At 45.9% G+C, this 21,698-nt stretch carries 21 protein-coding genes and 1 riboswitch; of the genes, 9 read left to right on the top strand and 12 right to left on the bottom strand.

What is annotated here, in order from left to right; genetic code table 11:
- Window positions 1–22 precede the first annotated feature (22 nt).
- Window positions 23–445: a tetratricopeptide repeat protein gene (locus MN210_RS04745; protein ID WP_241879366.1), complete on the bottom strand. Its 423-nt coding sequence runs from the start codon at window positions 443–445 to the stop codon at window positions 23–25.
- 145 nt (window positions 446–590) lie between these two features.
- Window positions 591–878 carry a hypothetical protein gene (locus MN210_RS04740; RefSeq protein WP_241879365.1) on the bottom strand — a complete coding sequence of 96 codons (288 nt, stop codon included), beginning with the start codon at window positions 876–878 and terminating at the stop codon, window positions 591–593.
- Between the two features lie 342 nt (window positions 879–1,220).
- On the opposite strand from MN210_RS04740, the gene MN210_RS04735 reads away from it, so the two are divergent.
- A complete protein-coding gene (locus MN210_RS04735; protein ID WP_338412644.1) occupies window positions 1,221–2,042 on the top strand; it encodes an HAD family hydrolase in 822 nt (273 codons plus the stop codon).
- Between the two features lie 62 nt (window positions 2,043–2,104).
- On the opposite strand, the gene MN210_RS04730 is transcribed toward MN210_RS04735, so the two are convergent.
- The 4 genes from MN210_RS04730 to MN210_RS04715 all read right to left on the bottom strand — a co-directional run bounded on the left by MN210_RS04730 (window position 2,105) and on the right by MN210_RS04715 (window position 5,415).
- Entirely contained in the window at window positions 2,105–2,539 is a 435-nt protein-coding gene (locus tag MN210_RS04730) for a DoxX family protein (RefSeq protein ID WP_241879364.1), read from the bottom strand.
- A 272-nt stretch (window positions 2,540–2,811) separates the two neighbouring features.
- Window positions 2,812–3,907 (bottom strand): peptide chain release factor 2 gene (gene prfB, locus MN210_RS04725; RefSeq protein WP_110816354.1). Its coding sequence is split into 2 segments (ribosomal slippage): window positions 2,812–3,834 and window positions 3,836–3,907, totalling 1,095 coding nucleotides; the frame shifts between segments, so codons are not numbered across the junction.
- 153 nt (window positions 3,908–4,060) lie between these two features.
- Complete coding sequence (locus MN210_RS04720) at window positions 4,061–4,756, bottom strand: HAD family hydrolase (RefSeq protein ID WP_110816353.1); 696 nt, start codon at window positions 4,754–4,756, stop codon at window positions 4,061–4,063.
- Between the two features lie 122 nt (window positions 4,757–4,878).
- Entirely contained in the window at window positions 4,879–5,415 is a 537-nt protein-coding gene (locus tag MN210_RS04715) for a gamma carbonic anhydrase family protein (RefSeq protein WP_011960109.1), read from the bottom strand.
- A gap of 320 nt (window positions 5,416–5,735) precedes the next feature.
- Here MN210_RS04715 and MN210_RS04710 point away from each other — a divergent pair, with 320 nt between their 5' ends.
- From MN210_RS04710 to thiD, 8 genes are all read left to right on the top strand, one after another.
- Window positions 5,736–6,281, top strand: a complete 546-nt coding sequence (locus MN210_RS04710; RefSeq protein WP_241879362.1) for a phosphatase PAP2 family protein — start codon at window positions 5,736–5,738, stop codon at window positions 6,279–6,281.
- A gap of 270 nt (window positions 6,282–6,551) precedes the next feature.
- Window positions 6,552–7,808 (top strand): glutamine-hydrolyzing carbamoyl-phosphate synthase small subunit, encoded by a 1,257-nt coding sequence (carA, locus tag MN210_RS04705; protein WP_338412643.1) that lies wholly within the window; start codon window positions 6,552–6,554, stop codon window positions 7,806–7,808.
- A gap of 79 nt (window positions 7,809–7,887) precedes the next feature.
- Window positions 7,888–11,148, top strand: coding sequence for a carbamoyl-phosphate synthase large subunit (gene carB / locus MN210_RS04700; RefSeq protein ID WP_338412642.1), 3,261 nt, complete (start codon window positions 7,888–7,890; stop codon window positions 11,146–11,148).
- A 577-nt stretch (window positions 11,149–11,725) separates the two neighbouring features.
- Entirely contained in the window at window positions 11,726–12,202 is a 477-nt protein-coding gene (gene greA / locus MN210_RS04695) for a transcription elongation factor GreA (protein ID WP_011960105.1), read from the top strand.
- 352 nt (window positions 12,203–12,554) lie between these two features.
- Window positions 12,555–13,151, top strand: a complete 597-nt coding sequence (locus MN210_RS04690; protein WP_110816349.1) for a septal ring lytic transglycosylase RlpA family protein — start codon at window positions 12,555–12,557, stop codon at window positions 13,149–13,151.
- Window positions 13,152–13,427: 276 nt separating this feature from the next.
- Window positions 13,428–13,516, top strand: a riboswitch (TPP riboswitch).
- Window positions 13,517–13,617: 101 nt separating this feature from the next.
- Window positions 13,618–14,418 carry a hydroxyethylthiazole kinase gene (thiM, locus tag MN210_RS04685; RefSeq protein WP_241879356.1) on the top strand — a complete coding sequence of 267 codons (801 nt, stop codon included), beginning with the start codon at window positions 13,618–13,620 and terminating at the stop codon, window positions 14,416–14,418.
- Window positions 14,411–15,052 carry a thiamine phosphate synthase gene (gene thiE / locus MN210_RS04680; protein ID WP_155586926.1) on the top strand — a complete coding sequence of 214 codons (642 nt, stop codon included), beginning with the start codon at window positions 14,411–14,413 and terminating at the stop codon, window positions 15,050–15,052. Before thiM ends, thiE begins: the two co-directional genes overlap by 8 nt.
- Before the next feature lie 48 nt (window positions 15,053–15,100).
- Window positions 15,101–15,895: a bifunctional hydroxymethylpyrimidine kinase/phosphomethylpyrimidine kinase gene (gene thiD / locus MN210_RS04675; RefSeq protein WP_011960101.1), complete on the top strand. Its 795-nt coding sequence runs from the start codon at window positions 15,101–15,103 to the stop codon at window positions 15,893–15,895.
- Between the two features lie 18 nt (window positions 15,896–15,913).
- Here thiD and radA read toward each other — a convergent pair whose 3' ends face one another.
- The 6 genes from radA to MN210_RS04645 all read right to left on the bottom strand — a co-directional run bounded on the left by radA (window position 15,914) and on the right by MN210_RS04645 (window position 21,469).
- Window positions 15,914–17,362, bottom strand: coding sequence for a DNA repair protein RadA (gene radA / locus MN210_RS04670; protein ID WP_338412641.1), 1,449 nt, complete (start codon window positions 17,360–17,362; stop codon window positions 15,914–15,916).
- A 301-nt stretch (window positions 17,363–17,663) separates the two neighbouring features.
- Complete coding sequence (lptB, locus tag MN210_RS04665; RefSeq protein ID WP_110817297.1) at window positions 17,664–18,374, bottom strand: LPS export ABC transporter ATP-binding protein; 711 nt, start codon at window positions 18,372–18,374, stop codon at window positions 17,664–17,666.
- A 108-nt stretch (window positions 18,375–18,482) separates the two neighbouring features.
- Window positions 18,483–18,956, bottom strand: a complete 474-nt coding sequence (lptA, locus tag MN210_RS04660; protein ID WP_011960098.1) for a lipopolysaccharide transport periplasmic protein LptA — start codon at window positions 18,954–18,956, stop codon at window positions 18,483–18,485.
- A 221-nt stretch (window positions 18,957–19,177) separates the two neighbouring features.
- Window positions 19,178–19,765 carry an LPS export ABC transporter periplasmic protein LptC gene (gene lptC, locus MN210_RS04655; protein ID WP_011960097.1) on the bottom strand — a complete coding sequence of 196 codons (588 nt, stop codon included), beginning with the start codon at window positions 19,763–19,765 and terminating at the stop codon, window positions 19,178–19,180.
- Between the two features lie 48 nt (window positions 19,766–19,813).
- Complete coding sequence (locus MN210_RS04650) at window positions 19,814–20,341, bottom strand: KdsC family phosphatase (protein ID WP_241879352.1); 528 nt, start codon at window positions 20,339–20,341, stop codon at window positions 19,814–19,816.
- Between the two features lie 129 nt (window positions 20,342–20,470).
- Window positions 20,471–21,469 (bottom strand): KpsF/GutQ family sugar-phosphate isomerase, encoded by a 999-nt coding sequence (locus MN210_RS04645; protein ID WP_110816343.1) that lies wholly within the window; start codon window positions 21,467–21,469, stop codon window positions 20,471–20,473.
- Window positions 21,470–21,698 lie beyond the last annotated feature (229 nt).

Here is a 21,698-nt window from a genome sequence, read left to right as displayed (position 1 = left end):
ACATCCTTATCGATCTAACAAATTAATGAGTTAACAACTTGGTCAGCAGCGTATCAATCTCTTGCTTAAATTCTTTGTCTTCAATTTTATTGGCCGTAATTTTGGCCTGCTTTAGACTCTTAATGGCCGCCTCAGTCTGACCCAATTCTAACTGCAGCTCTGCCATCGAAAAAGCGATGGAGGACATATGATCTTTGGAATTAATGGCAGTGGCTTTGGTCAAGGCTTTGTCATAGATGACCAATGCCTGATCCAGATCGGCGGTAAAGTCCGCCAACGTTTCCCACTGCTCCGGATGGTCTTTATCGCTATTTTCATTGTCGTCACAAATGGCTTTAAGCTCAGCATACAGCTTATCAAAGCGGGCTTGATCGTTTTTGCTATCGGCCTCTAATAAGTCTTCAGCTAAATTATAAATTGCGCGATATATTTTTGTATTAATCATAAATGGGCCTTAGTGGGGATGAATAACGCTCAATAGCCGCCCTTGCAGCGGCAAGCCATTGGCTAAAAACTTGCTAAAAATGAGTGTGTTATTGATTATACCTTATATACAGGCGAGCCACTGAGGTTGTCACCACTTTAAGCGCTTAGAGCTGAGTTAGACCGTCAATCATTTCATAGCCTGGGCCAGCTATACTGGTATTGAGCAAATAAAAACCTAGGATAATAAAAGGCAAGGCCAACAGCGACTTTAAAAAAGGAGATTTACATTTATCCCAGCGGCTAATCACATAATAAAGGTTAGCAAAAGGCACAAATAAATACATCAGGCCCCACACTATCGACTCTCTAAACGCGATAATGATAAGCTGAATACCATAAAACCATAGAATAATAAAACCTATGACAACACAAACCAAAGCGAAAGCGGGCATCTACTTCTCCAAATAAATGATTTTTACCGTGTATATTTTAGATGAAACACAAATAAGTTTAAAATCATCTACAAAAATTGTCTATAACCTTGACTGTACAAAAGCCCGTCATCAGCCTTTGATTTGTAACCCTCTGCTGTTCAATCCTCTATTTCTCTATATGGTTGCTATGAAAAATTACTGTGTCTATACTTGCGTATACTCTTGCATATACTTAAGTACAATAAGTTGTTGCTCGGTGGCTTGTGCACCAGCATAGACAACAAATTGATACCGCCATGTTCGTAAATTCGTAAAAATACAGATACCTGATAAAACAGATAACTCAAAAATAGGACCGTCATGACTCAGATTTTGGCAACCGACGTAACGCCCACTCAGCCTATATTTATCCCAAAGATTATATTCTTTGATATTGACGATACCTTAAGCCGCAATGGGAGCATCGCGCCGCACAACAAAGCCACTTTAGAAGATCTTGCCAAAACAGATATTAAGTTAGTCATCGCCACCGGCCGCTCAAAGTCCATCATTCCCAAAGATATTATGGCACTGTTTGAATCACATATTTTTGACGCCATTGTCTGTACCAATGGTCAATACAGCTTTGATAAGCACGGCATCATCAGTCATTATCCACTCACACTTGAGCAGGCCAGTAATATCGATCAATTGTGTCGCCAAGACCATCTTATTCACAAATTTGATTCAGCGACCCACTTGGCTTGGGCCAATGATAACGAGAATATACGGGCTTTTATTGCCAATAATCCCAGCTCAATCATTGACCCTGACTATTACAAAACGCATCCGGTCTATCAATGCTCGGTTTTTTTTGAAAGCAAAAAAGACAAAATGCAACACGTGGATTTCGCAGAGTTTGGATTAAAGCTGGTGCACTGGCATAAAATTGGCGGTGATATTTTGCCGATTGAAGCTTCAAAAGAGCGCGGGGTTCGGGACGTTTGCCATTACTTTGGTATTGATGTTAGTGACGCAATGGCCATTGGAGATGGCTTTAATGACTTAGAGATGTTCGATGTGGTAGGTTTTGGTGTGGCCATGGGAGATGCCCAGCCTGCACTTAAACAAAGGGCAGACTGGGTGACAGGCACCATTGAAGAGTATGGAATACAGGCAGCAGTACGCCACCTTTTAGACTAAAAGTGGTGTGATGTGCGATATGTTACAAACCATTAGCCCTTAGGGTCATTCATACGCTAAGCTTAGTGGCCGCGCGTATCCGTGTGCGTTGCTGGCAAATAAGTCTCTTTATCCACCGCCCAAGCACCCGAGCCTCGCACCCATAGATATAAGAAAATAAAGCAATATAAAACGGCCGCTTCCCCTTCATTATTCAGCGGCAACCAGAAGTTATCTACTTGGGCATGAAAGCCAAAATAAGCAACAGCCATCATACCCGAGCTGATAAACGCCGCCAATCTGGTCTGAAAACCGATTAATAACATCACACCCAACACCACTTCGAGCACACTGCCTGTCCACATAAATGAGAACACCTCAGGCATGGGGTGTTCACTCATGGGAATACCAAATAGCTTAGTTGTGCCGTTTAATAAATAAGCATACGCGGTGACAATGCGTAAGACGGCTAATACATAAGGCTCAAAACGACTCATAGGACTAAAGTACACTCTCATAGACCGCTCCTTAAACTGTTTTCTTATCATGATTAACATTAAGTACTCTGTGGTGCGCTTTGATGAATAGACAAAACCATCATCAAAAGCTCAAGACATCCTACTGCATCGTTATGCTTAAAGATCTTTCATTATTGGGCGCTTGGCCCAAAAAATCTGAACGACACTTAGCCTACATTGATAAGTAAAATTTTACCAAATAAAAAATGTTTAAGAGTTGTTTAAGAATAGTACCTATTTACTGCTGTTCGCCTAGGGCCTGATGAGCCTGTTTATAATCCTGCTTTAAGACTTGCCTCAATAAATTGATCCAAATCACCATCTAGTACTGCACCTGTATTAAAGGTCTCAACACCAGTACGTAAATCTTTAATACGAGAGTCATCAAGCACATACGAGCGAATTTGACTGCCCCAGCCCACATCAGATTTATTATCTTCAACGGCTTGCTGCTGCTCCATACGCTTTTGCATCTCAAGCTCATACAATTTAGCGCGTAGCATCTTCATGGCCGTGGCTTTGTTGCCGTGTTGGCTGCGCTCATTTTGACACTGCACCACGGTACCCGTCGGTACGTGGGTAATACGCACCGCAGAGTCGGTGGTGTTGACGTGTTGACCACCTGCCCCACTTGAGCGATAGGTATCAATACGTAAATCAGCCGGATTAATATCAATCTCAAAATCATCATCAATCTCAGGCGACACAAACACCGCAGCAAACGAGGTATGACGGCCATTATTGCTATCAAAGGGTGATTTGCGCACCAAGCGATGTACGCCTGTCTCGGTTCGCAGCCAGCCAAAGGCATAATCACCGCTGACTTTAAATGAGGCTGATTTCACGCCAGCCACACTACCCGCTGACACCTCAATAATCTCAACCTTAAACCCATGTGACTCACACCAACGGGTATACATGCGTAGCAGCATCTCTGCCCAGTCTTGCGCCTCGGTACCCCCACTGCCTGATTGAATATCAACGAAGCAGTTATTGGCATCCATCTCGCCATCGAACATGCGCTTAAACTCTAAGTCCTCTACCAAAGCTTGGGCAGCATTAAGCTCATTTTGCACCTCTTCAAGCAAGCCTTCATCATCGGCCTCTACCGCCAGCTCAAGCATGGCAGCGGCATCTTCAAGAGTAGTGTCTAGACCGGTAATGGTAGTAATCACTGCATCAAGCTGGCTTTTTTCTTTGCTGATTTTGGTCGCGCGCTCTGGGTCATTCCAAAGCTCTGGCGACGCCATCTCAAGATTAACCTCCTCTAGGCGCTCTGACTTACCATCGAAGTCAAAGATACCTCCGCATGTCCTGTGAGCGCTCGCTTAAATCTTTGATTTGTTCTTGATATTGGTTAATTTCCATAGGGTTTCCGCGGTTGTTTGTCAGCTATAAGGAATAAAAAAGAATGAATGGATAGCGCTCATTAAGTAGATAAGTGTCATAAATCGACCTACCCCTCTAATGAGCCTATCAACCATATAAATATCGTGAAGGCGTCATACTGGGGACAAGAGGTTATAATTTCCAGTCCTCAACTGCCCAGCGGTGCGCTAAAGCATGCGCGTGCAGCACCTCATCTGGGGTAACTGCCACTGGTATATCTGCCCATTGTAATAAAGGCAGATCATTTTTTGAGTCAGAATAAGCATAAGTCTTACTGTAACGAGTGCCTTGTGCGTGCTTGGCCTCTAACCACTTATTTAGATGATATATTTTACCTTCTTTGAAGTTGGGTTTGTCGGTTAATTTGCCCGTATAACGATTATCCTGCACCTCAAGCGGCGTGGCCAGCACATTGACCGGCTCGATACCGAAGCGCTGAGCGATAGCAGATACCACAAAGTCATTGGTGGCTGAAATAATGACCACGTCATGCCCCGCTTCGATATGATGCTGGATGGCACTAATGGCTTTTGGCCGTATGTGTGGCTCAATCTCCGTTTGTATATACGCCTCACGGATTTGACACAGCTCATCAAGAGGCAAACTGGTTAAAAACTGAGCCACAAATTCATTGTATTCAGTCGCATCTAGGGTACCTTCTATGTACTGCTCATAAAATTTTTGATTGGCAGTGCGGTACTGCGCCTCATCGACCAAGCCATTTTTTACAATATACTCGCCCCACAGATAGTCACTATCGACATCAAGTAAGGTATGGTCTAAGTCGAACAAGGCCAATTCTTTTTGCTGGGCATCACTTTGCTGCATGTATTTTCCTTAGTGCATGGGTCATAAGTGGATGGGCCATACTTAAACACTGTAAAAGCTGCCCATCGTTTTATATGTTGTGTTTAGCGTCGTTTTGGTGTGTGGTATTTATGCTCATTTCATTATTCAGGTGCGCTCACTGGCTCTAAGCCTGCTTTAAATTGTTGACACTTTTTTGCATAGTGCAGCGCTGACATTTTTAAAAAAGCCACCTGCTCTTCAGTTAAGGTTTTAACCACTTTGGCCGGCGCGCCCATCACCAATGAGTTGTCAGGAATCTCCTTACCTTCAGTCACCAAGGCCTTGGCACCAATAATACAGTTTTTACCAATTTTGGCATTGTTTAATACCACAGCGCCGATGCCAATTAAGCTATTATCACCGACTGTGCAACCATGCAACATGGCCAAGTGCCCTATGGTGACATACTCACCGATAGTGACCTGTATGCCAGCATCAGTGTGAATCACCGCATTTTCTTGCACATTACTGTAATCACCAATATGAATGCGCTCATTATCACCACGGATTACCGCACCAAACCAAACGCTGGCTTGATGGCCTAAATACACATCCCCAATCACGCGGGCGCTATCGGCAACCCAGCCTTGAAAAGGGGTGGCAAACTGCGGGGCTTTGTCCAAAAATTTATAAATCATCGGTGACATCCTTTGTTTTAAGTTATTTCTCTGCGGTTATTGCTGACCCTACCTTGATGTCAGTTTTCTGACTAGGCTAGCATTAATTACATATATTTTTAACGTCATTAAGTACAATGTTATCCAACCCTATACGAGCTCGTGCATTGAGATTTCATCCCGTGCTATTATCAATGCTTTAAGCTGTTATTAGCAAATTTTTCACAAAAAACGACAAAGATATATCGCTGTCATACAAAGCTGGCATAGTACTATAGAGCCAGTTCAGCTTATCTGTCACTTTTTAGTTAAATATTGTCCCTTAATTTAGGATTTCTTTGATGCATCACAAGCACCTTACCGCCGCTTTACTACTTTCAGGCTCAGCTTTGGCTGCCAGCCCCGCGTATGCAAAATCAGACATCGAAACTGCAGGTGATGTTATCGCCATCACAATTCCCGCCCTGGCTTATGGCTCTACCTATTATATGGATGACCCTGATGGGCGCAGTCAATTTTATAAATCCTTTGCGACCAATGCTGTGGTGACGTATGGATTAAAAAAGAGCATTGATAGAGAGCGCCCTGATCACAGTGACAATGACTCATTTCCGTCAGGACATACCTCCATTGCTTTTCAGGGAGCAAGCTTTATTCACAAGCGCTATGGACTTGAGTACAGTATACCCGCCTATGTTGGTGCAACATTTGTGGGCTACAGCCGCGTAGAGTCAGACAAACATCATACCTCAGATGTGCTGGCTGGCGCAGCGCTTGGGATAGCCAGCAGCATGTTTTTAACCAAAAGCTATCACAATGACGACTTATTAATCAGTGCCAATTTAGCCCCTGAGTCTTATCAATTGGCGGTTCACTATCAATTCTAACTTTGTTTTATGTAATATTTTTAGGATTGCCTAGCCATTTGCAGTCAGGTTTTGTATAATACGCAAAATCTGTACCTAAGCGAGTAGACATGACACAGTTTGCAACGTTCACTAATGACTTTTCTTTTAGTGATATTGTTGTTTTCTGTTATCGTGCTACTCGCTTTTTTTGCGACTAGAATTTGTGCCTTAGCGGTTTTTAGGTCACAACATAGCCGCAACCTTCACAATTACTAGGTCATGATAAACACGAATTATAAGGGTGGTAATATGGGCGTACAACAAGACACAACACACAATATCTCTAATGAAGTTGAAGCTATTTTGGCTTTGGCCGATGGTAATATTTTTCGTGGCATCTCAATTGGTGCAGCAGGTAGCCGCGTAGGTGAAGTGGTCTTCAATACTTCAATGACTGGGTATCAAGAAATCCTGACTGACCCAAGTTATGCCAAACAGATCGTTACCCTAACCTACCCACACATCGGTAATACAGGCACCAACGTTGAAGATGCCGAATCTGGCAACATCTATCAAAACAATCAAGTTTGGGCAGAGGGCTTAATCATTCGTGATGCCACTATGACCACCTCAAACTTCCGCAATTCAGAAAGCTTAAGCGATTATTTACAGCGCCAGCAGACTGTGGCTATCGCTGAGATTGATACCCGCAAACTGACCCGTATCCTGCGTGAGAAAGGCGCTCAAAATGGCTGTATCATGACTGCCAGCAATGGCGCGACCATCAGTGAAGAAGATATCCAAAAAGCCATCGAAATTGCCCAGCAGTGGGAAGGCCTAGAAGGTATGGACCTAGCCAAAGAGTGCTGCAACCCTGAAGGCTTTGAGTGGACAGAAGGCACTTGGGAGCTGGCAGACCGCGGCGTACATGGGGTAACCGAGAGCCAAACCGGCGGCTATTACAAAAAACTTGGCGAACATATTGATCATCAATATGACGTGGTGGCTTACGATTTTGGCACCAAAACCAATATCCTACGCATGTTAGTAGATTTGGGCTGTAAAGTGACTGTGGTACCGGCGCAAACGCCTATTGCTGATGTCTTGGCGCAAAACCCAGACGGTATTTTCTTATCAAATGGCCCTGGTGACCCTGCCGCTTGTGATTACGCCATCGATGCGGTACGTCACATCATTGAAGAGACAGACATCCCAACCTTTGGTATCTGCTTAGGTCACCAGCTGGTCGGCCTTGCCAGCGGTGCCAAGACCATGAAAATGAAAACCGGTCACCACGGTGCCAACCACCCTGTACAGGATTTGGCCAGCAAAAAGGTGATGATTACCTCTCAAAACCATGGCTTTGCCGTAGACGAATCCACCTTACCAGACAATGTCAAAGCCACGCACCGCTCATTATTTGATGGCACCAACCAAGGTATTGAGCTGACCAACAAACCTGTATTTAGTTTCCAAGGTCACCCAGAGGCAAGCCCTGGCCCTCAAGATGCGGCGCCCTTATTTAAGAGATTTGCTGACTTAATGCAGCAGAACAAACAGGCTTAATCACCAGCCAATACGCTCGACGCATTTTGCTGATTGTCACCCATAGACACAGAACTAAATATATAAAAAAGAGAGACTTATGCCAAAACGTACTGATATTAAAAGCATCCTAATTATTGGCGCCGGCCCTATCGTTATCGGTCAAGCTTGTGAGTTTGACTACTCAGGCGCACAAGCTTGTAAAGCACTTCGCGAGGAAGGCTACCGCGTTATCTTAGTCAACTCAAACCCCGCCACCATCATGACTGACCCTGTGATGGCTGATGCCACCTATATCGAGCCAATTACTTGGCAAACGGTTGAGCAAATTATTGACAAAGAGCGCCCAGACGCTATCTTGCCGACCATGGGTGGTCAGACGGCACTTAACTGTGCATTAGACTTGGATAGAAACGGCGTCTTAGAAAAATACGACGTTGAGCTCATCGGGGCAACCAAAGATGCCATCGAGATGGCCGAAGACCGCGAACTGTTTGACCAAGCCATGAAGCGTATTGGCCTTGAATGTCCACGCGCCGAAACTGCTGAGAGCATGGAAGAGGCCTTTGAAATCCAAGCCAAACTTGGCTTCCCATGTATCATCCGTCCCTCCTTTACCATGGGCGGCTCAGGTGGCGGTATCGCTTATAACCGTGATGAATTTATCGAGATTTGTGAGCGTGGCTTTGACCTATCGCCCACCCATCAGCTGTTAATCGATGAATCATTAATCGGCTGGAAAGAATATGAGATGGAAGTGGTACGCGACAAAAATGATAACTGTATCATTATCTGTGCCATTGAGAACGTCGACCCAATGGGCGTGCACACCGGCGACTCAATCACCGTTGCCCCTGCTCAGACACTTACCGACAAAGAATACCAAATCATGCGTAACGCGTCACTGGCCGTACTGCGTGAGATTGGTGTGGAAACCGGTGGCTCTAACGTTCAGTTTGGGGTGAACCCAAAAACCGGCCGTATGGTGGTGATTGAGATGAACCCTCGTGTATCTCGCTCATCGGCTCTGGCCTCAAAAGCAACCGGCTTCCCAATTGCTAAAATCGCTGCCAAATTGGCCGTGGGTTATACACTTGATGAGCTGCAAAACGACATCACTGGCGGTAAAACACCAGCCAGCTTTGAGCCATCTATTGACTATGTTGTCACCAAGATTCCACGCTTTAACTTTGAAAAATTCCCACAAGCAGAAAACATCTTATCAACCCAGATGAAGTCTGTGGGTGAAGTCATGGCTATCGGCCGTAACTTCCAAGAGTCGATGCACAAAGCGCTGCGTGGCCTTGAGACGGGTGCTGATGGTTTTGATGAGCAAATCGACTTTGCCGCTCTAAAAGCCGGCAAAATCAGCGAGGACAAAGTAAAGGCTGAGATTAAAAACCGCTTAACCGTCCCTACTCCTGAGCGTATCTTCTATATCGCAGATGCCTTCCGCTTAGGTATGAGTGTTGATGAAGTATTTAAACTGACCAATATCGACCCTTGGTTCTTGGTGCAAATTGAAGACATTGTAAAAACCGAAGAGCAGGTTAAGCTGCTAGGCTTCGGTGGTCTTAATGCCGCAAATCTGCGCAAGTTTAAGCGCAAAGGCCTATCTGATTTGCGCTTGGCCAAACTGCTTGGCGTATCTCAAAAGCAGCTGCGCAAAAAGCGCTGGGACTTACAGGTCTATCCGGTTTATAAGCGTGTGGATACTTGTGCCGCTGAATTTGCCACCTCTACCGCTTATATGTACTCAACCTATGATGAAGAGTGCGAGGCGAACCCAACCGATAACAAAAAAATCATGGTTATTGGCGGTGGCCCAAACCGTATTGGTCAAGGTATTGAGTTTGATTACTGCTGTGTGCACGCAGCCCTTGCCATGCGTGAAGACGGCTATGAGACCATCATGGTGAACTGTAACCCAGAAACGGTCTCAACCGACTATGACACCTCAGACCGCTTGTACTTTGAGTCAATCACCCTAGAGGATGTGCTAGAAATCGTCCGTATCGAAAAACCTGAAGGGGTTATCGTGCAATTCGGTGGACAAACACCACTTAAATTAGCGCGCGCATTAGAAGCTGCTGGCGTTAACATCATTGGTACCTCCCCTGATGCCATTGACCGCGCAGAAGACCGTGAGCGCTTCCAGCACATGATTCAGCAGCTAAATCTGATTCAGCCACCAAACGCCCTAGCCACCAGCATGGAAGATGGCTTAATGAAGGCCAGCAGCGTCGGCTATCCATTAGTCGTTCGCCCATCTTATGTGCTCGGCGGCCGTGCCATGGAAATTGTCTACAACGAAGAAGAGCTTAAGCACTATTTGCGCACTGCGGTACAAGCTTCTAATGAAGCACCAGTACTGTTAGATCGCTTCTTAGATGACGCCATTGAGGTGGACGTAGACTGTGTTAGTGACGGCAATGAAGTGGTTATCGGCGGGATCATGCAGCACATCGAACAAGCGGGTGTTCACTCAGGCGACTCAGCCTGCTCATTACCGCCTTATTCCCTATCTGATGAGATTTGTGATGAGATGCGCGCTCAAACCGTGGCCATGGCCAAAGAGCTTGGCGTGGTAGGCTTAATGAACGTACAGTTTGCGGTAAAAGATGGCACCGTTTACATCTTAGAGGTGAACCCTCGTGCTGCGCGTACCGTGCCTTTTGTTTCTAAATGCATTGGCAAGTCACTGGCTCAAGTAGCGGCTCGCTGTATGGCTGGTACCTCCCTACAGGATCAAAAATTCACCCAAGAAATTAAGCCCACTTTCTTTGCAGTGAAAGAGTCGGTCTTCCCATTCGCTAAATTCCCAGGTGTGGACCCTATCTTAAGCCCTGAAATGAAGTCAACCGGTGAAGTGATGGGCGTTGGCAAAACCTTCGGTGAAGCTTTCTATAAAGGCATTATCGGCTCTAATGAGCGTCTACCAGGCCTACCAAAACAGGGCGAGACCAAGACGGTATTCATCTCAGTGCGTGATAGCGACAAGCCTAACATTGCACCTATCGCCAAACAGCTCATTGATTTTGGCTTTAAATTGGTGGCCACCGCAGGTACTGAGCAGTATCTCACCGAGCAAGGCATCGAGTGCAAACGCATTAATAAAGTGACCGAAGGTCGTCCTCATGTCGTTGATGCCTTGAAAAATGGTGAAATCGACCTTATTATCAATACAACCGAAGGTAAGCAAGCGCAAGAGGACTCGTTCTCAATTCGCCGCAATGCCCTTCAAAGCAAGGTGTTCTATGTCACCACTTTAGGCGCAGCCGATGCGGTATGTAAGTCTTATGCCATCGACTTGCCTTTTGATGTCTATAAATTACAAGCGTTACACGAAGCCGCACTTTAGTCACTGGTCTGATTAAAGCTGCCAAAAGTAGACTTATAAAGCCAACGGGTTGCAAGCAGCTATTAAGTGAGCTGCTTGACTACTATAAACTGAAAGCTAAAACGTCAGTTTCGCGGGTGGCTGTTGTGTGTTGTGATGGCTCTAAATTGTCACAGCTCATGGCAGTCGCCGGTAACAAAATTTAGCGATACAAACCAAGATGAGCTTTTATAATAAGACCTCTTATCATTTATATGATACCGTTATTGATGTGAAAACCCTGATATAAAAGTGGACTTATTGCCCTAAAAAGTTTAGGCTAATAACTCTAGGCTTGTTATTAAGCAGTCGCTTTTTGTTCAACATTAATATACTGGCTTGATAACGTACCACCTTATGTTTTTTTTAATTGCTAATCGACAGCTTCGGTTAGCAATTTTTGTTATAAGTCGTCTTTTTTTAGCTCAGCGCTGAAAATAGAATGTCGACACACAACTTAACCTAAGCCTGACACCAACAGCACCCTCTTAGTGATGAGTGCTGGGGTGTTTTTTGTTTATTAATTTATTCATCCATATATGTATATGAGGAAGATGATATGCAACGTTACCCAATGACTCCGCAAGGACATGCTGCGTTAGAAGCCGAGCTTAAGCAACTCAAAAGCGTAGATCGTCCGCGCATCACGGCTGCGATTGCTGAAGCGCGCGAACATGGCGACTTAAAAGAAAATGCAGAATACCACGCCGCCCGTGAGCAACAAGGTTTTTGTGAAGCCCGTATTCGTGACATTGAAGCCAAACTCTCTGGCGCTCAAGTTATTGATCCGGCTACCTTACCACGTGAGGGCCGCGTCGTATTTGGTGTGACTGTGGTTATCGAAAACCTAGACACTGAAGAGCAAAAGCGCTATCAGATTGTGGGCGATGATGAGGCAGACTTTAAGAACAACAAAATCTCCGTCAACTCCCCTATTGCTCGAGGTTTAATCGGTAAATCAGAGGGTGATGAGGCACGTATTGAGACCCCAAGCGGCCTGGTAGAATTTGAAATTATCGAAGTTATTTATCAGTAAAGCTTAACCAATAAATTTTAATTTATTGCGTCCTTTATTTAGCTAGAGTTCAATATTTTTACTATTCATAGATCAAAAAATGGTCTATTATCTATAAAGTTGAACTCTAGCGTCACTTGCAAATCCCCTTTGCTTAATGTTAAGTTACAAAAATATAACATTGGCAAATCTAAATGTGACACTTCGTGTGTATCTTTACCTCCTATGGTTTTATAGCCAATGTTAACAATTTAGGTAAGTATTTTTTATTTAACCCATTTTTATTTAAGCTATTTAATTAAGTAGTATTTTTATAGTAAATGCATAATCTTTTGAGTTTCCATTACTTAAGATAAATGCTTACGAGGCAATTATGAAGAAATTCACATCAGCTCTATGTGCGCTAGCATGCATGGTAGGAGCCACTAATCTGGCTCACGCTACGGATTCTAAGCAAACTATCAGCGTTAAAAGCCCAAGCGATATCGACAGTGTACTCAACGAGTTAGCACGCAAAAAAAGCCAACCCACCTCTTTATTACAAACCTCCTTTGAGCCCTCCTCTTTAGCTGCCAGCAGCTCATTGATGGATGCCAAAGGTAGTAAAGTTAGCCAAGATAACGATGATGTGTTATCTCATTTAACGTTAGTAGCCTCAAATGCTGTTAACAAATTCAAACAAAGTGGTCGTGCCTCTTGGTACGGTGGCAAGTTCCATGGCAGAAAGACTGCCAGTGGTGAGCGCTTTGATATGAACTCATTAACCGCAGCACACCCCTCTTTGCCTTTTAATACTTACTTACGTGTCACCAACAAAGGTAACGGTAAGAGCGTGGTAGTCAAAGTGAATGACCGTGGTCCTTACCATGGTAACCGTGTGTTGGATTTATCTTATGCTGCTGCTAAGCAGATCGGTTTGGTAAGCCGTGGTATTGCCAATGTGACCATTGAAAGAGTGGGTTCACCTTAATCCTGCTAATCTTAGTAAGCTGCTGGTTTTTAAAAGTACAGTTGCTAAATCAAGTCAGGGTGATAAATTTACGCTTGTCGATAAGCGGCCTGGTGGGCTAAAACCAGGATCAAAAGAAGATCTGCACCGTAAACGGCAGGTCTTTTTTTTATGCCCAATTTTTGAGTCGGCAACTTCAAAGCTCTAAGTTTAAAAAAGCTGAGCAAGATAGGCCGCTCAAACCCTTGTGAAAAAAAGCCATCTTAGCTATGATAAGCAGCTGTTTTATTTGTTTTTAAGTTATCACAGGGGCGCCCTTGGGCTGAGATGTACCCTTTGAACCTGATCCAGATTATACTGGCGTAGGGAGTGTATAGCGATAACGGCATCTTCGGGTAAGGGTTGATTGTTAACTTGCCACCTTTATCATAAGCGTGCCGTCATGCTGTGTGTTTCTAAACGCCCTCTTATCCTATTCGGAGGGAAGATGCAGTTACCATTCATCGAGTCTTGTTTTCACGCCTTTAAAGACCAATCTGCTTTGGTCCATAACCTCACCAATGATGTTGCCCATAATACGGTTGCCAATGTGCTTTTGGCCTGTCGCGCCTCGCCTGCTATGGTACATGACATTCAAGAAGCCCCTGACTTTGTGTGCTTATCTGATGCCCTAGCCATTAACATCGGTACGCTGACCCAAACTCGTCTAAACAGCATGCTGGCCACGGCCGAGATGGCACACAGCAAAGGCATTCCTTGGGTGCTAGACCCAGTCGCTGTGGGTGCCACTGCATTTCGGCAACAAGCTTGCCGGCAGCTACTGTCACTACAGCCTGATGTCATTCGCGGCAATGCTTCAGAAATATTGGCTCTGGCGGGTATGAGTAGTCAAAGCAGGGGCACCGATAGCGGCGATAGCGTGGCGGCAGCCCATGCAGCAGCTGAAGCCTTGACCCAATATGCCAAGGTAGTGGTGGTTACCGGAGAGATTGACTGGGTGACCGATGGCATGAACCGCTGGGCTATTAATCATGGCCATCCTATGATGACTCAAGTCACCGCAATTGGCTGTGCCTTAACGGCGCTCATAGCCGGCTTTGTAGGCGCCAATAAGAAGGCTATGGCACAAGCGGCTGTCACCGCCTTATGTTATTACGGACAGGCCGCTGAGCACGCCATGCAGATTGCTCAAGGGCCTGGCAGCTTTTATATCCACTTCCTCGATAGTTTGTATGCCCTACAGGCAACCGATGTCTCTCAACAAGCACGAGTAACGCTTTATGAATAAACATAATAAATCTGCCGATGCCTTATCGCTATATTTGGTCACCGATAGCGCTCTATGCGCTGATAAGGGACTGATTGAGACGGTGCTTGCTGCCATCGATGGCGGCGTGACCCTAGTGCAGTTGCGTGACAAACACGCCAGCGATGAGGCCTTGTATACCACAGCCTGTGAGCTTAAAGAGGCCATTGCTGGTCGTGTTCCTTTGGTTATCAATGACAAAGTGCAGATTGCACATAAAGCCAAACTCGATGGTGCTCATATCGGTCAAGGTGACTTGAGTGTTGAACAGGCCCGAAATATTTTAGGCCATGATGCTTGGCTGGGGCTGTCTATTAATACTTTAGCGCAGTTACAGCAGACGCACCACCATCACCTTGATCTGCTCGATTATGTCGGACTAGGCCCTGTATTCGCTACCGCTACCAAACAAGATCATGCCGAGCCTATAGGCTTAGAGGGATTGAGCACTTTATCCAAGGCCAGCGTATTGCCCACAGTGGCCATTGGCGGCATTAACCATGCTAATGCCAGACAAGTGTACCAAACAGGCTGTCATGGGATCGCTGTAGTCTCTGCGATTTGTGCAGCCGATGATCCAAAGCAAGCAGCTGAGCTGCTGATAGCACAGCGATAACATAAGATAGGCTATCAATAACCATCCTAATTTTTAAGGAGCGTAGCGGTGATTAAAAATGTATTAACTATTGCTGGTACAGACTGTACAGGCGGCGCCGGTATTCAAGCCGACATTAAGGCCATTAGCGCCAATGGTAGCTATGCGATGAGTGTCATCACCGCCGTGGTGGCACAAAACACCCAAGGTGTGCAGCAAATTCAGATGATGCCAACTGACTTAATTCGTGCTCAATTAGATTCTGTATTTAGCGATGTACAGGTCGATGCGGTAAAAATTGGAATGTTAGGTACCGCTGAGGTCATCCGCTGTGTGGCAGAAGCGCTTCAGACTTACCAACCCACCAAGGTAGTGCTAGACCCGGTCATGGTTGCTAAAAGCGGCGATAGATTGCTGGACAGTGATGCGGTGGCGGCCTTGCGTGAGCTATTATTGCCCCAAGTGGGGCTGATTACCCCCAACCTGCCAGAAGCCGCTGATTTACTGGGTGAAGCTGAGGCCACCACCCGAGAACAGATGCTCGAGCAGGCAGAGCGTTTAGGGGTCGCCACCTTTTTAAAAGGCGGTCACCTGCTTAATCAGCCAGACTCTCCAGATCTGTTATGGGTAGAGGGTCAAAGTCAGTGGCTGGAGGCGGCGCGTATCGCTACTAAAAACAGCCACGGCACTGGCTGCACCCTATCTGCCGCCATCGCGACTTTTTGGAGTCAAGGAGACAGCTTAAGCCTAGCTTGTGCTAAGGCCAAAGCTTATCTGACGGGTGCTCTAGCGCATGCAGATGAGCTTAATGTCGGTCATGGCCATGGTCCGGTGCATCATTTTTACGCGTATTATGAGCGCTAATTTAAAACACTCAGCGCCTTAAATTTCAAACGCTCGGTCAATGGCATCATCCAAGCGATCAGCCGTTATCACTGTCATACCCTTAAACTGCCCCATAAGGTTTTTTGGGGCATTGGCTTTGGGTACGATGGCGTGGGTGAAGCCGTGTTTCATTGCCTCTTTTAGGCGCTCTTGACCGTTGGGAACCGGGCGTATCTCGCCCGATAACCCCACCTCACCAAATACCGCCAAAGATGAGGGCAACGGCCGCTCCTTAATACTTGAGGCACAAGCTAACAGTACCGCCAAGTCTGAGCCGGTCTCCATCACTTTTACCCCGCCCACCACGTTGACATACACATCCTGTCCGCTGGTATGTATACCGCCATGACGGTGCATGACCGCCAGTAGCATCGCCAAGCGCTGAGGATCTAGGCCTAATGCCATACGTCTGGGCTGCCCCGCAGAATCATCGACCAACGCTTGCACCTCTACCAATAGCGGCCGAGTGCCTTCACGGCTAACCATGACAATGGATCCAGATATCGGCTTATCATAACGACTTAAGAATATGGCTGAAGGATTGGCCACTTCTTTTAGGCCGGTATCTGTCATTCCAAAAATACCCAGCTCGTTGACCGCGCCAAAGCGGTTTTTTACTGCACGTATCATACGAAAGCGAGAATCAGACTGACCCTCGAAATACAACACCGTATCCACCATGTGCTCAAGCACGCGTGGCCCAGCCAACGTACCCTCTTTGGTCACATGACCTACCAAGAATAAGGCCGTACCGGTTTGCTTGGCATAGCGGGTGAGCATTGCTGCTGACTCTCGAATTTGACTGACGCCCCCGGGTGCCGAGTTTATGGCATCGGTATAAATAGTCTGAATAGAGTCAATAATAGCCACCGCAGGCTGCTCTTGGGTCAGTGCTGCGCAGATGGTCTCCACATTGGTCTCTGTCATGACCTTTAAGTGATCGCTGGATAACCCTAAGCGCTGCGCCCGCATGGCCACTTGCGATAACGACTCCTCTCCGGTCACATACAATGCACTGCCGGACAAAGACTCAGGGTCTGCCATATTGGCCGCTGTCTGCAATAAAATGGTCGATTTACCAATACCAGGGTCACCACCAATAAGCACCACTGAGCCGGCCACTAAGCCGCCACCAAGGACGCGGTCAAATTCACTAATCCCAGTAGGCAGACGGGTATCGAAGGTGACATTGACTGAGCCTAACGTGACAACGCCGCTTTGTGAGCCTGAATAATTCATACGATCAGACTTTGCACCAGCCAACACCTTAGGGCCTGTATGTGCTGCCATAGCGCCTTTAGCCGCCGACTTATTGTGATGCGGTAGGCTGACATTGGGCGCCTCAACAAGAGTATTCCACTCCCCACAGTCAGAGCATTGTCCGGCCCATTTACCAAAATAGGCGCCGCAATTTTGGCAGACATAACTTGATTTTGATTTGGCCATAACCGCTACCCTTAGTAAGTGATGCTACATATGAGGCGTCTCATATGCAAAATGGTTGATTAATAAAGATGCGCCGATTGCGACAAACTTTGGCGTTAAAAATAGCCAGCCTGTAACAGCCAGCTATCTTTAGGATGCGAGGAGAATGAAAATAGCAATAAGTATGGACATGCCATAAACAACGGGCTAAAAAGCCTATGCGTCTACGACATCTGCCTGATTTAATCTATAACGGATTGTCTAAAAGGCTGTGTTTAATAGTGATGCCACCGGCTGACCCCCCGCTGACAATAGGTGACGACTAAGCCTGGAAGTCGCGGCCTAAATACACCTCTTGCACCAGCTCGTTATTTAACACCTCCTCTGAGGTACCATGGGCAATAATAGCGCCCTCACTTACGATATACGCATGCTCACAAATCGCCAGCGTCTCACGCACGTTATGGTCGGTAATCAGCACCCCAATACCGCGGCGTTTTAGCGCCACAATCACTTCTTTGATGTCGCTCACTGAGATAGGATCAACACCAGCAAAGGGCTCATCCAATAAAATAAACTTCGGATTGGCCGCCAGTGCACGTGCAATCTCACAGCGCCGACGCTCACCCCCTGACACACTCATACCGAGTGAATGGCACACATGCTCTAAGCTAAAATCAGCGATGAGTTTGTTAAGCTCTTGCTCCTGCGCCGCTTTATCTAAGTCTTTTCGGGTTTGTAAAATCGCAAGAATGTTTTCTCGTACGGTCAGCTTACGAAAAATAGAAGCCTCTTGGGGTAGATAACCAATACCGGCACGCGCGCGCTCATGCATGGCGTATTTAGACAGGTCTTGATTGCCAAGCTTTACCATGCCTTTATCCATATTCACCAGCCCAACCACCATATAAAAGCTGGTGGTCTTGCCAGCGCCGTTCGGGCCTAACAAACCCACAACCTGACCTGGCTCCACGCTAAATGACACATCTTTTACCACCCAGCGCTTACCGTAGCGCTTGGCCAGATTAAGCATGGTCAACGCAGTATCCGAGCTAACCGGCTGCGCTATCGACACGGGGGTTTTCTCTAAAGGGCTTATCACTTCAGGCTTTGGGGCATTCGATGCAGAGTTACTCATAACCTACCTAATTCCTGTACGACTATTGGATTCACTGGGCGGGAAAACAAGCTCAACACGCTGACTGCCGCCTGCCGTAGCCTCAACGTCACCCACTTTTAAGCTATAGCGAATAACGTTGCCGGCGAAACTTGCGCCATTTTGGGTAAGCTTGGCGTTACCGGTCAAAGTCACAATACCATTTTGGGCATTGTAATCAATCTTGTTGGCTTGACCGCGAGCCAAGCCTTTTTCTTTGGTGACCACTTGCTGCATGGTGGCTGGGCGACCTGTGGCGACAGCGGATAAGATACTTCGGCTATTAGATAAATTCACGGTAATATTATCTGCTGCAAGCTTTAAAGTACCTTGAGTAATGGTGACATTGCCTGAGTAGGAGGTGACACCGGTGCGCTCACTATAAGTGGCTTTATCCGCCAACAGATGGATAGGTTGCTGCGCATCAGAGGGCAAAGCATTGGCATTAAATGAGACCATAGACGCCAAAGCAGTGGCGGCAAAAAGCGTGATTTTGCTCAGCACCGGTATCAAGCTTGGTGAGTGCGGGGTAGAGAGTATTGGCGCTAGCGTATTTGAGCGTTTATTCACAATGTTTTTCCTAAATTATGGCCTAAAGTAATTATTTAAAGTCAGTAGCTATCTACAATAATGAATAAGTAGCTATCAAAAATAAGTCGTCATTTAAAATAGACAGCTATCTAAAATAAGGGCACGTCTTTGCGGGCCGGTGGCATGAAGGTAACCGCCACTTGGGCAAACTCGTAATCACCTGTGTTCACATCTGCCAAAAATCTTGAAGATTCAAAGCTGTTTTGTCCTTGGGTCACTTTAATGGGCGTGTTGCTATAAACCCTTTTTTGTTCCAAATCGCCTATAAGCTCTGAAGCCACTAATTTCATAGGCGGCTTATTGTCCAGATTATTTGCGGCAGTTTGGCTCGAGAACAACACATTATTGGTCATCACCACTTTGGATTGTTCATGATACATCACCGCTTCGTCAGCATTAATCAACACACTGCGATTGGGACTGGGGCGCCAGTTAAGCTTCATCGCCTCCAATTTATCCAAGTTTTGATCGGCATAATGGGTCAAAGTATCGGCAGCTAATGAATACTCAGCCACCCCATCATCATTGGTCTGAACTGCCAAAATATCGGTAGCTTCATACTCAATATTGGTAGTAGATAAGTTGATAATCGAGTCAAGCTCGCCCTGATTGCGATAAAACCATACCGCAAACACTGCCACAAGCAAGGATAGGATAAATAAAAATCGGGTATTCATTACACCTCTTTATGACCATAACAAAAAATAAATGGTGTTAAGTGCTGATTAATCAAGCACATACTGGCTAATATATTGCTCGTACTTGCCATGACCTTTTAAAATCAAATCACAAACCTCACGTACGGCACCCTCTCCACCTGCGCGCGTGGTGACCATCATCACTCGGCTTAATACCTCAGCATGGGCATTAGCTACTGTAGCAGAGAAACCCACCGACTGCAGGGCCTTAATATCTGGCAGATCATCACCCATATAAGCACAGTGTTCTAAGCTTATTGGCAAGTCTAATAGTAGCTGATTAAGCGCTTCAAGCTTATCATCACGGCCTTGGATTACATAATCAATACCCATCTCTTTGGCCCTTTTATTGACCATAGGACTTGAGCGACCTGTGATAATGGCCGTTTTAACGCCGGCCCATTTTACTGCTTTAATACCCATGCCATCTTTCACATTAAAACACTTGGTCTCTATCTCTTCGCCATCATAAATAATATAGCCATTAGATAAGATGCCATCTACATCGAGCACCAACAATTTTACTTTGCCTGCAGCTTGGATTAAGTCTTGCATAATATCTACTTACCCTATGTGTCGTCGCGAATTGAAATGTATTAAAAAATAAGACAGTATTTAGTGGCTCAACAGCTGTAAAAAGCGCACAGCCTTTTATGATTTAAGATAACAAGCTTATGATCACGCCTAACTCACGCCTGCTTGTAATAAGTCATGAATGCTAATCACCCCTTCAAGCTGCTGCTGCTCGTCGACTACCAGTAGCTGGCTGATGGCTTTTTCGTTCATTAAACTTAAAGCATCTGAGGCCCGCATATCTTTTGAGATTTGTTTGGGATTGGGGGTCATAATTTGTGACATAGGGGTTTGCAAATCAATGTGTTTTTCAAGTGCACGGCGCAAATCACCATCGGTGAAAATCCCCACTACCTTGTGCGCCTCATCCATAACCACCGCCATGCCTAAGCGCCCATTGGTCATGACAAATAGTGCCTGATGTAACGTGGTATCGGTCGATACCAAGGGCAGCTGCAAATCTTTTTGGGCTTGATGCATCAAGTCACTAACTCGCATCAATAACTTACGTCCTAGCGCACCTGCTGGATGTGACAGCGCAAAATCCTCTGAGGTAAAATGACGCGCATGTACCAATGCCACAGCAATAGCATCGCCTAAGGCCAAAGTCGCTGTGGTACTTGAAGTGGGAGCCAGCCCCAAGGGACAAGCCTCTTCAGAAGCACCCAAAGTGAGCGCCACATCTGCAGACTTAGGCAGCATACCGCGCTTATCACGGCTGATACTGATTAAAGGAATGGCCAATTGCTTGACCACAGGCAACAAGGTCTTAATCTCATCAGACTCACCAGAGTTTGAGATGGCCAGCAGCACATCCCCTGCCACCAACATGCCCAAATCACCATGGCCGGCCTCCCCAGGATGCATAAAAAAGGAGGGAGAACCGGTTGAGGCAAAGGTGGCAGCAATTTTACGGCCAATATGGCCTGACTTGCCCATACCAGTGACCACCACTCGGCCTTTGCAATTGCGAATCAGCTCGCACGCTTCGACAAAACGCTCATCAAGCTGCTCAATTAGTAACTGTAATGCAGCTTGCTCAGTGCGGATGGCATCTACCGCATACTTGATATACTGTTCATAAGTGGGCGGTGGCAGTTGTGTTTGCATAATAAAATCAGGCTTTATGAGTTATTGGAATGTAATTTTTTATTAGAATATGGCTTTTTTAACCCTTACGCTTCAGGGTCTATTTCATAGCTTACTATAATGGGTAAGTTTAGCATATTCCACCAAGCTACGAGCAGCTCTAGATGTCAATAGAATGTAATAATATCTAACCTTATCCGATTTTAGGCATAAAAAAACCTGCCAGAAAGCAGGTTTTTTTATTGTTGAC

Source organism: Psychrobacter raelei (assembly GCF_022631235.3).
In the GTDB taxonomy this organism is placed as follows: Bacteria; Pseudomonadota; Gammaproteobacteria; order Pseudomonadales; family Moraxellaceae; genus Psychrobacter; species Psychrobacter raelei.
This window is presented reverse-complemented; position numbering and strand designations above follow the sequence as displayed.

Excerpts from the sequence above, each read along its gene's own strand:
- carA (WP_338412643.1), top strand. The coding sequence starts at position 6,552 with ATGGGCGTACAACAAGACACAACACACAATATCTCTAATGAAGTTGAA.
- MN210_RS04730 (WP_241879364.1), bottom strand. The coding sequence starts at position 2,539 with ATGAGAGTGTACTTTAGTCCTATGAGTCGTTTTGAGCCTTATGTATTA.
- thiM (WP_241879356.1), top strand. The coding sequence starts at position 13,618 with ATGCAGTTACCATTCATCGAGTCTTGTTTTCACGCCTTTAAAGACCAA.
- lptC (WP_011960097.1), bottom strand. The coding sequence starts at position 19,765 with ATGAATACCCGATTTTTATTTATCCTATCCTTGCTTGTGGCAGTGTTT.
- MN210_RS04650 (WP_241879352.1), bottom strand. The coding sequence starts at position 20,341 with ATGCAAGACTTAATCCAAGCTGCAGGCAAAGTAAAATTGTTGGTGCTC.
- lptB (WP_110817297.1), bottom strand. The coding sequence starts at position 18,374 with ATGCTTAATCTGGCCAAGCGCTACGGTAAGCGCTGGGTGGTAAAAGAT.
- MN210_RS04740 (WP_241879365.1), bottom strand. The coding sequence starts at position 878 with ATGCCCGCTTTCGCTTTGGTTTGTGTTGTCATAGGTTTTATTATTCTA.
- MN210_RS04645 (WP_110816343.1), bottom strand. The coding sequence starts at position 21,469 with ATGCAAACACAACTGCCACCGCCCACTTATGAACAGTATATCAAGTAT.
- MN210_RS04690 (WP_110816349.1), top strand. The coding sequence starts at position 12,555 with ATGAAGAAATTCACATCAGCTCTATGTGCGCTAGCATGCATGGTAGGA.
- MN210_RS04720 (WP_110816353.1), bottom strand. The coding sequence starts at position 4,756 with ATGCAGCAAAGTGATGCCCAGCAAAAAGAATTGGCCTTGTTCGACTTA.
- greA (WP_011960105.1), top strand. The coding sequence starts at position 11,726 with ATGCAACGTTACCCAATGACTCCGCAAGGACATGCTGCGTTAGAAGCC.
- MN210_RS04735 (WP_338412644.1), top strand. The coding sequence starts at position 1,221 with ATGACTCAGATTTTGGCAACCGACGTAACGCCCACTCAGCCTATATTT.
- MN210_RS04715 (WP_011960109.1), bottom strand. The coding sequence starts at position 5,415 with ATGATTTATAAATTTTTGGACAAAGCCCCGCAGTTTGCCACCCCTTTT.
- MN210_RS04745 (WP_241879366.1), bottom strand. The coding sequence starts at position 445 with ATGATTAATACAAAAATATATCGCGCAATTTATAATTTAGCTGAAGAC.
- lptA (WP_011960098.1), bottom strand. The coding sequence starts at position 18,956 with ATGGTCTCATTTAATGCCAATGCTTTGCCCTCTGATGCGCAGCAACCT.
- thiE (WP_155586926.1), top strand. The coding sequence starts at position 14,411 with ATGAATAAACATAATAAATCTGCCGATGCCTTATCGCTATATTTGGTC.
- MN210_RS04710 (WP_241879362.1), top strand. The coding sequence starts at position 5,736 with ATGCATCACAAGCACCTTACCGCCGCTTTACTACTTTCAGGCTCAGCT.
- radA (WP_338412641.1), bottom strand. The coding sequence starts at position 17,362 with ATGGCCAAATCAAAATCAAGTTATGTCTGCCAAAATTGCGGCGCCTAT.
- carB (WP_338412642.1), top strand. The coding sequence starts at position 7,888 with ATGCCAAAACGTACTGATATTAAAAGCATCCTAATTATTGGCGCCGGC.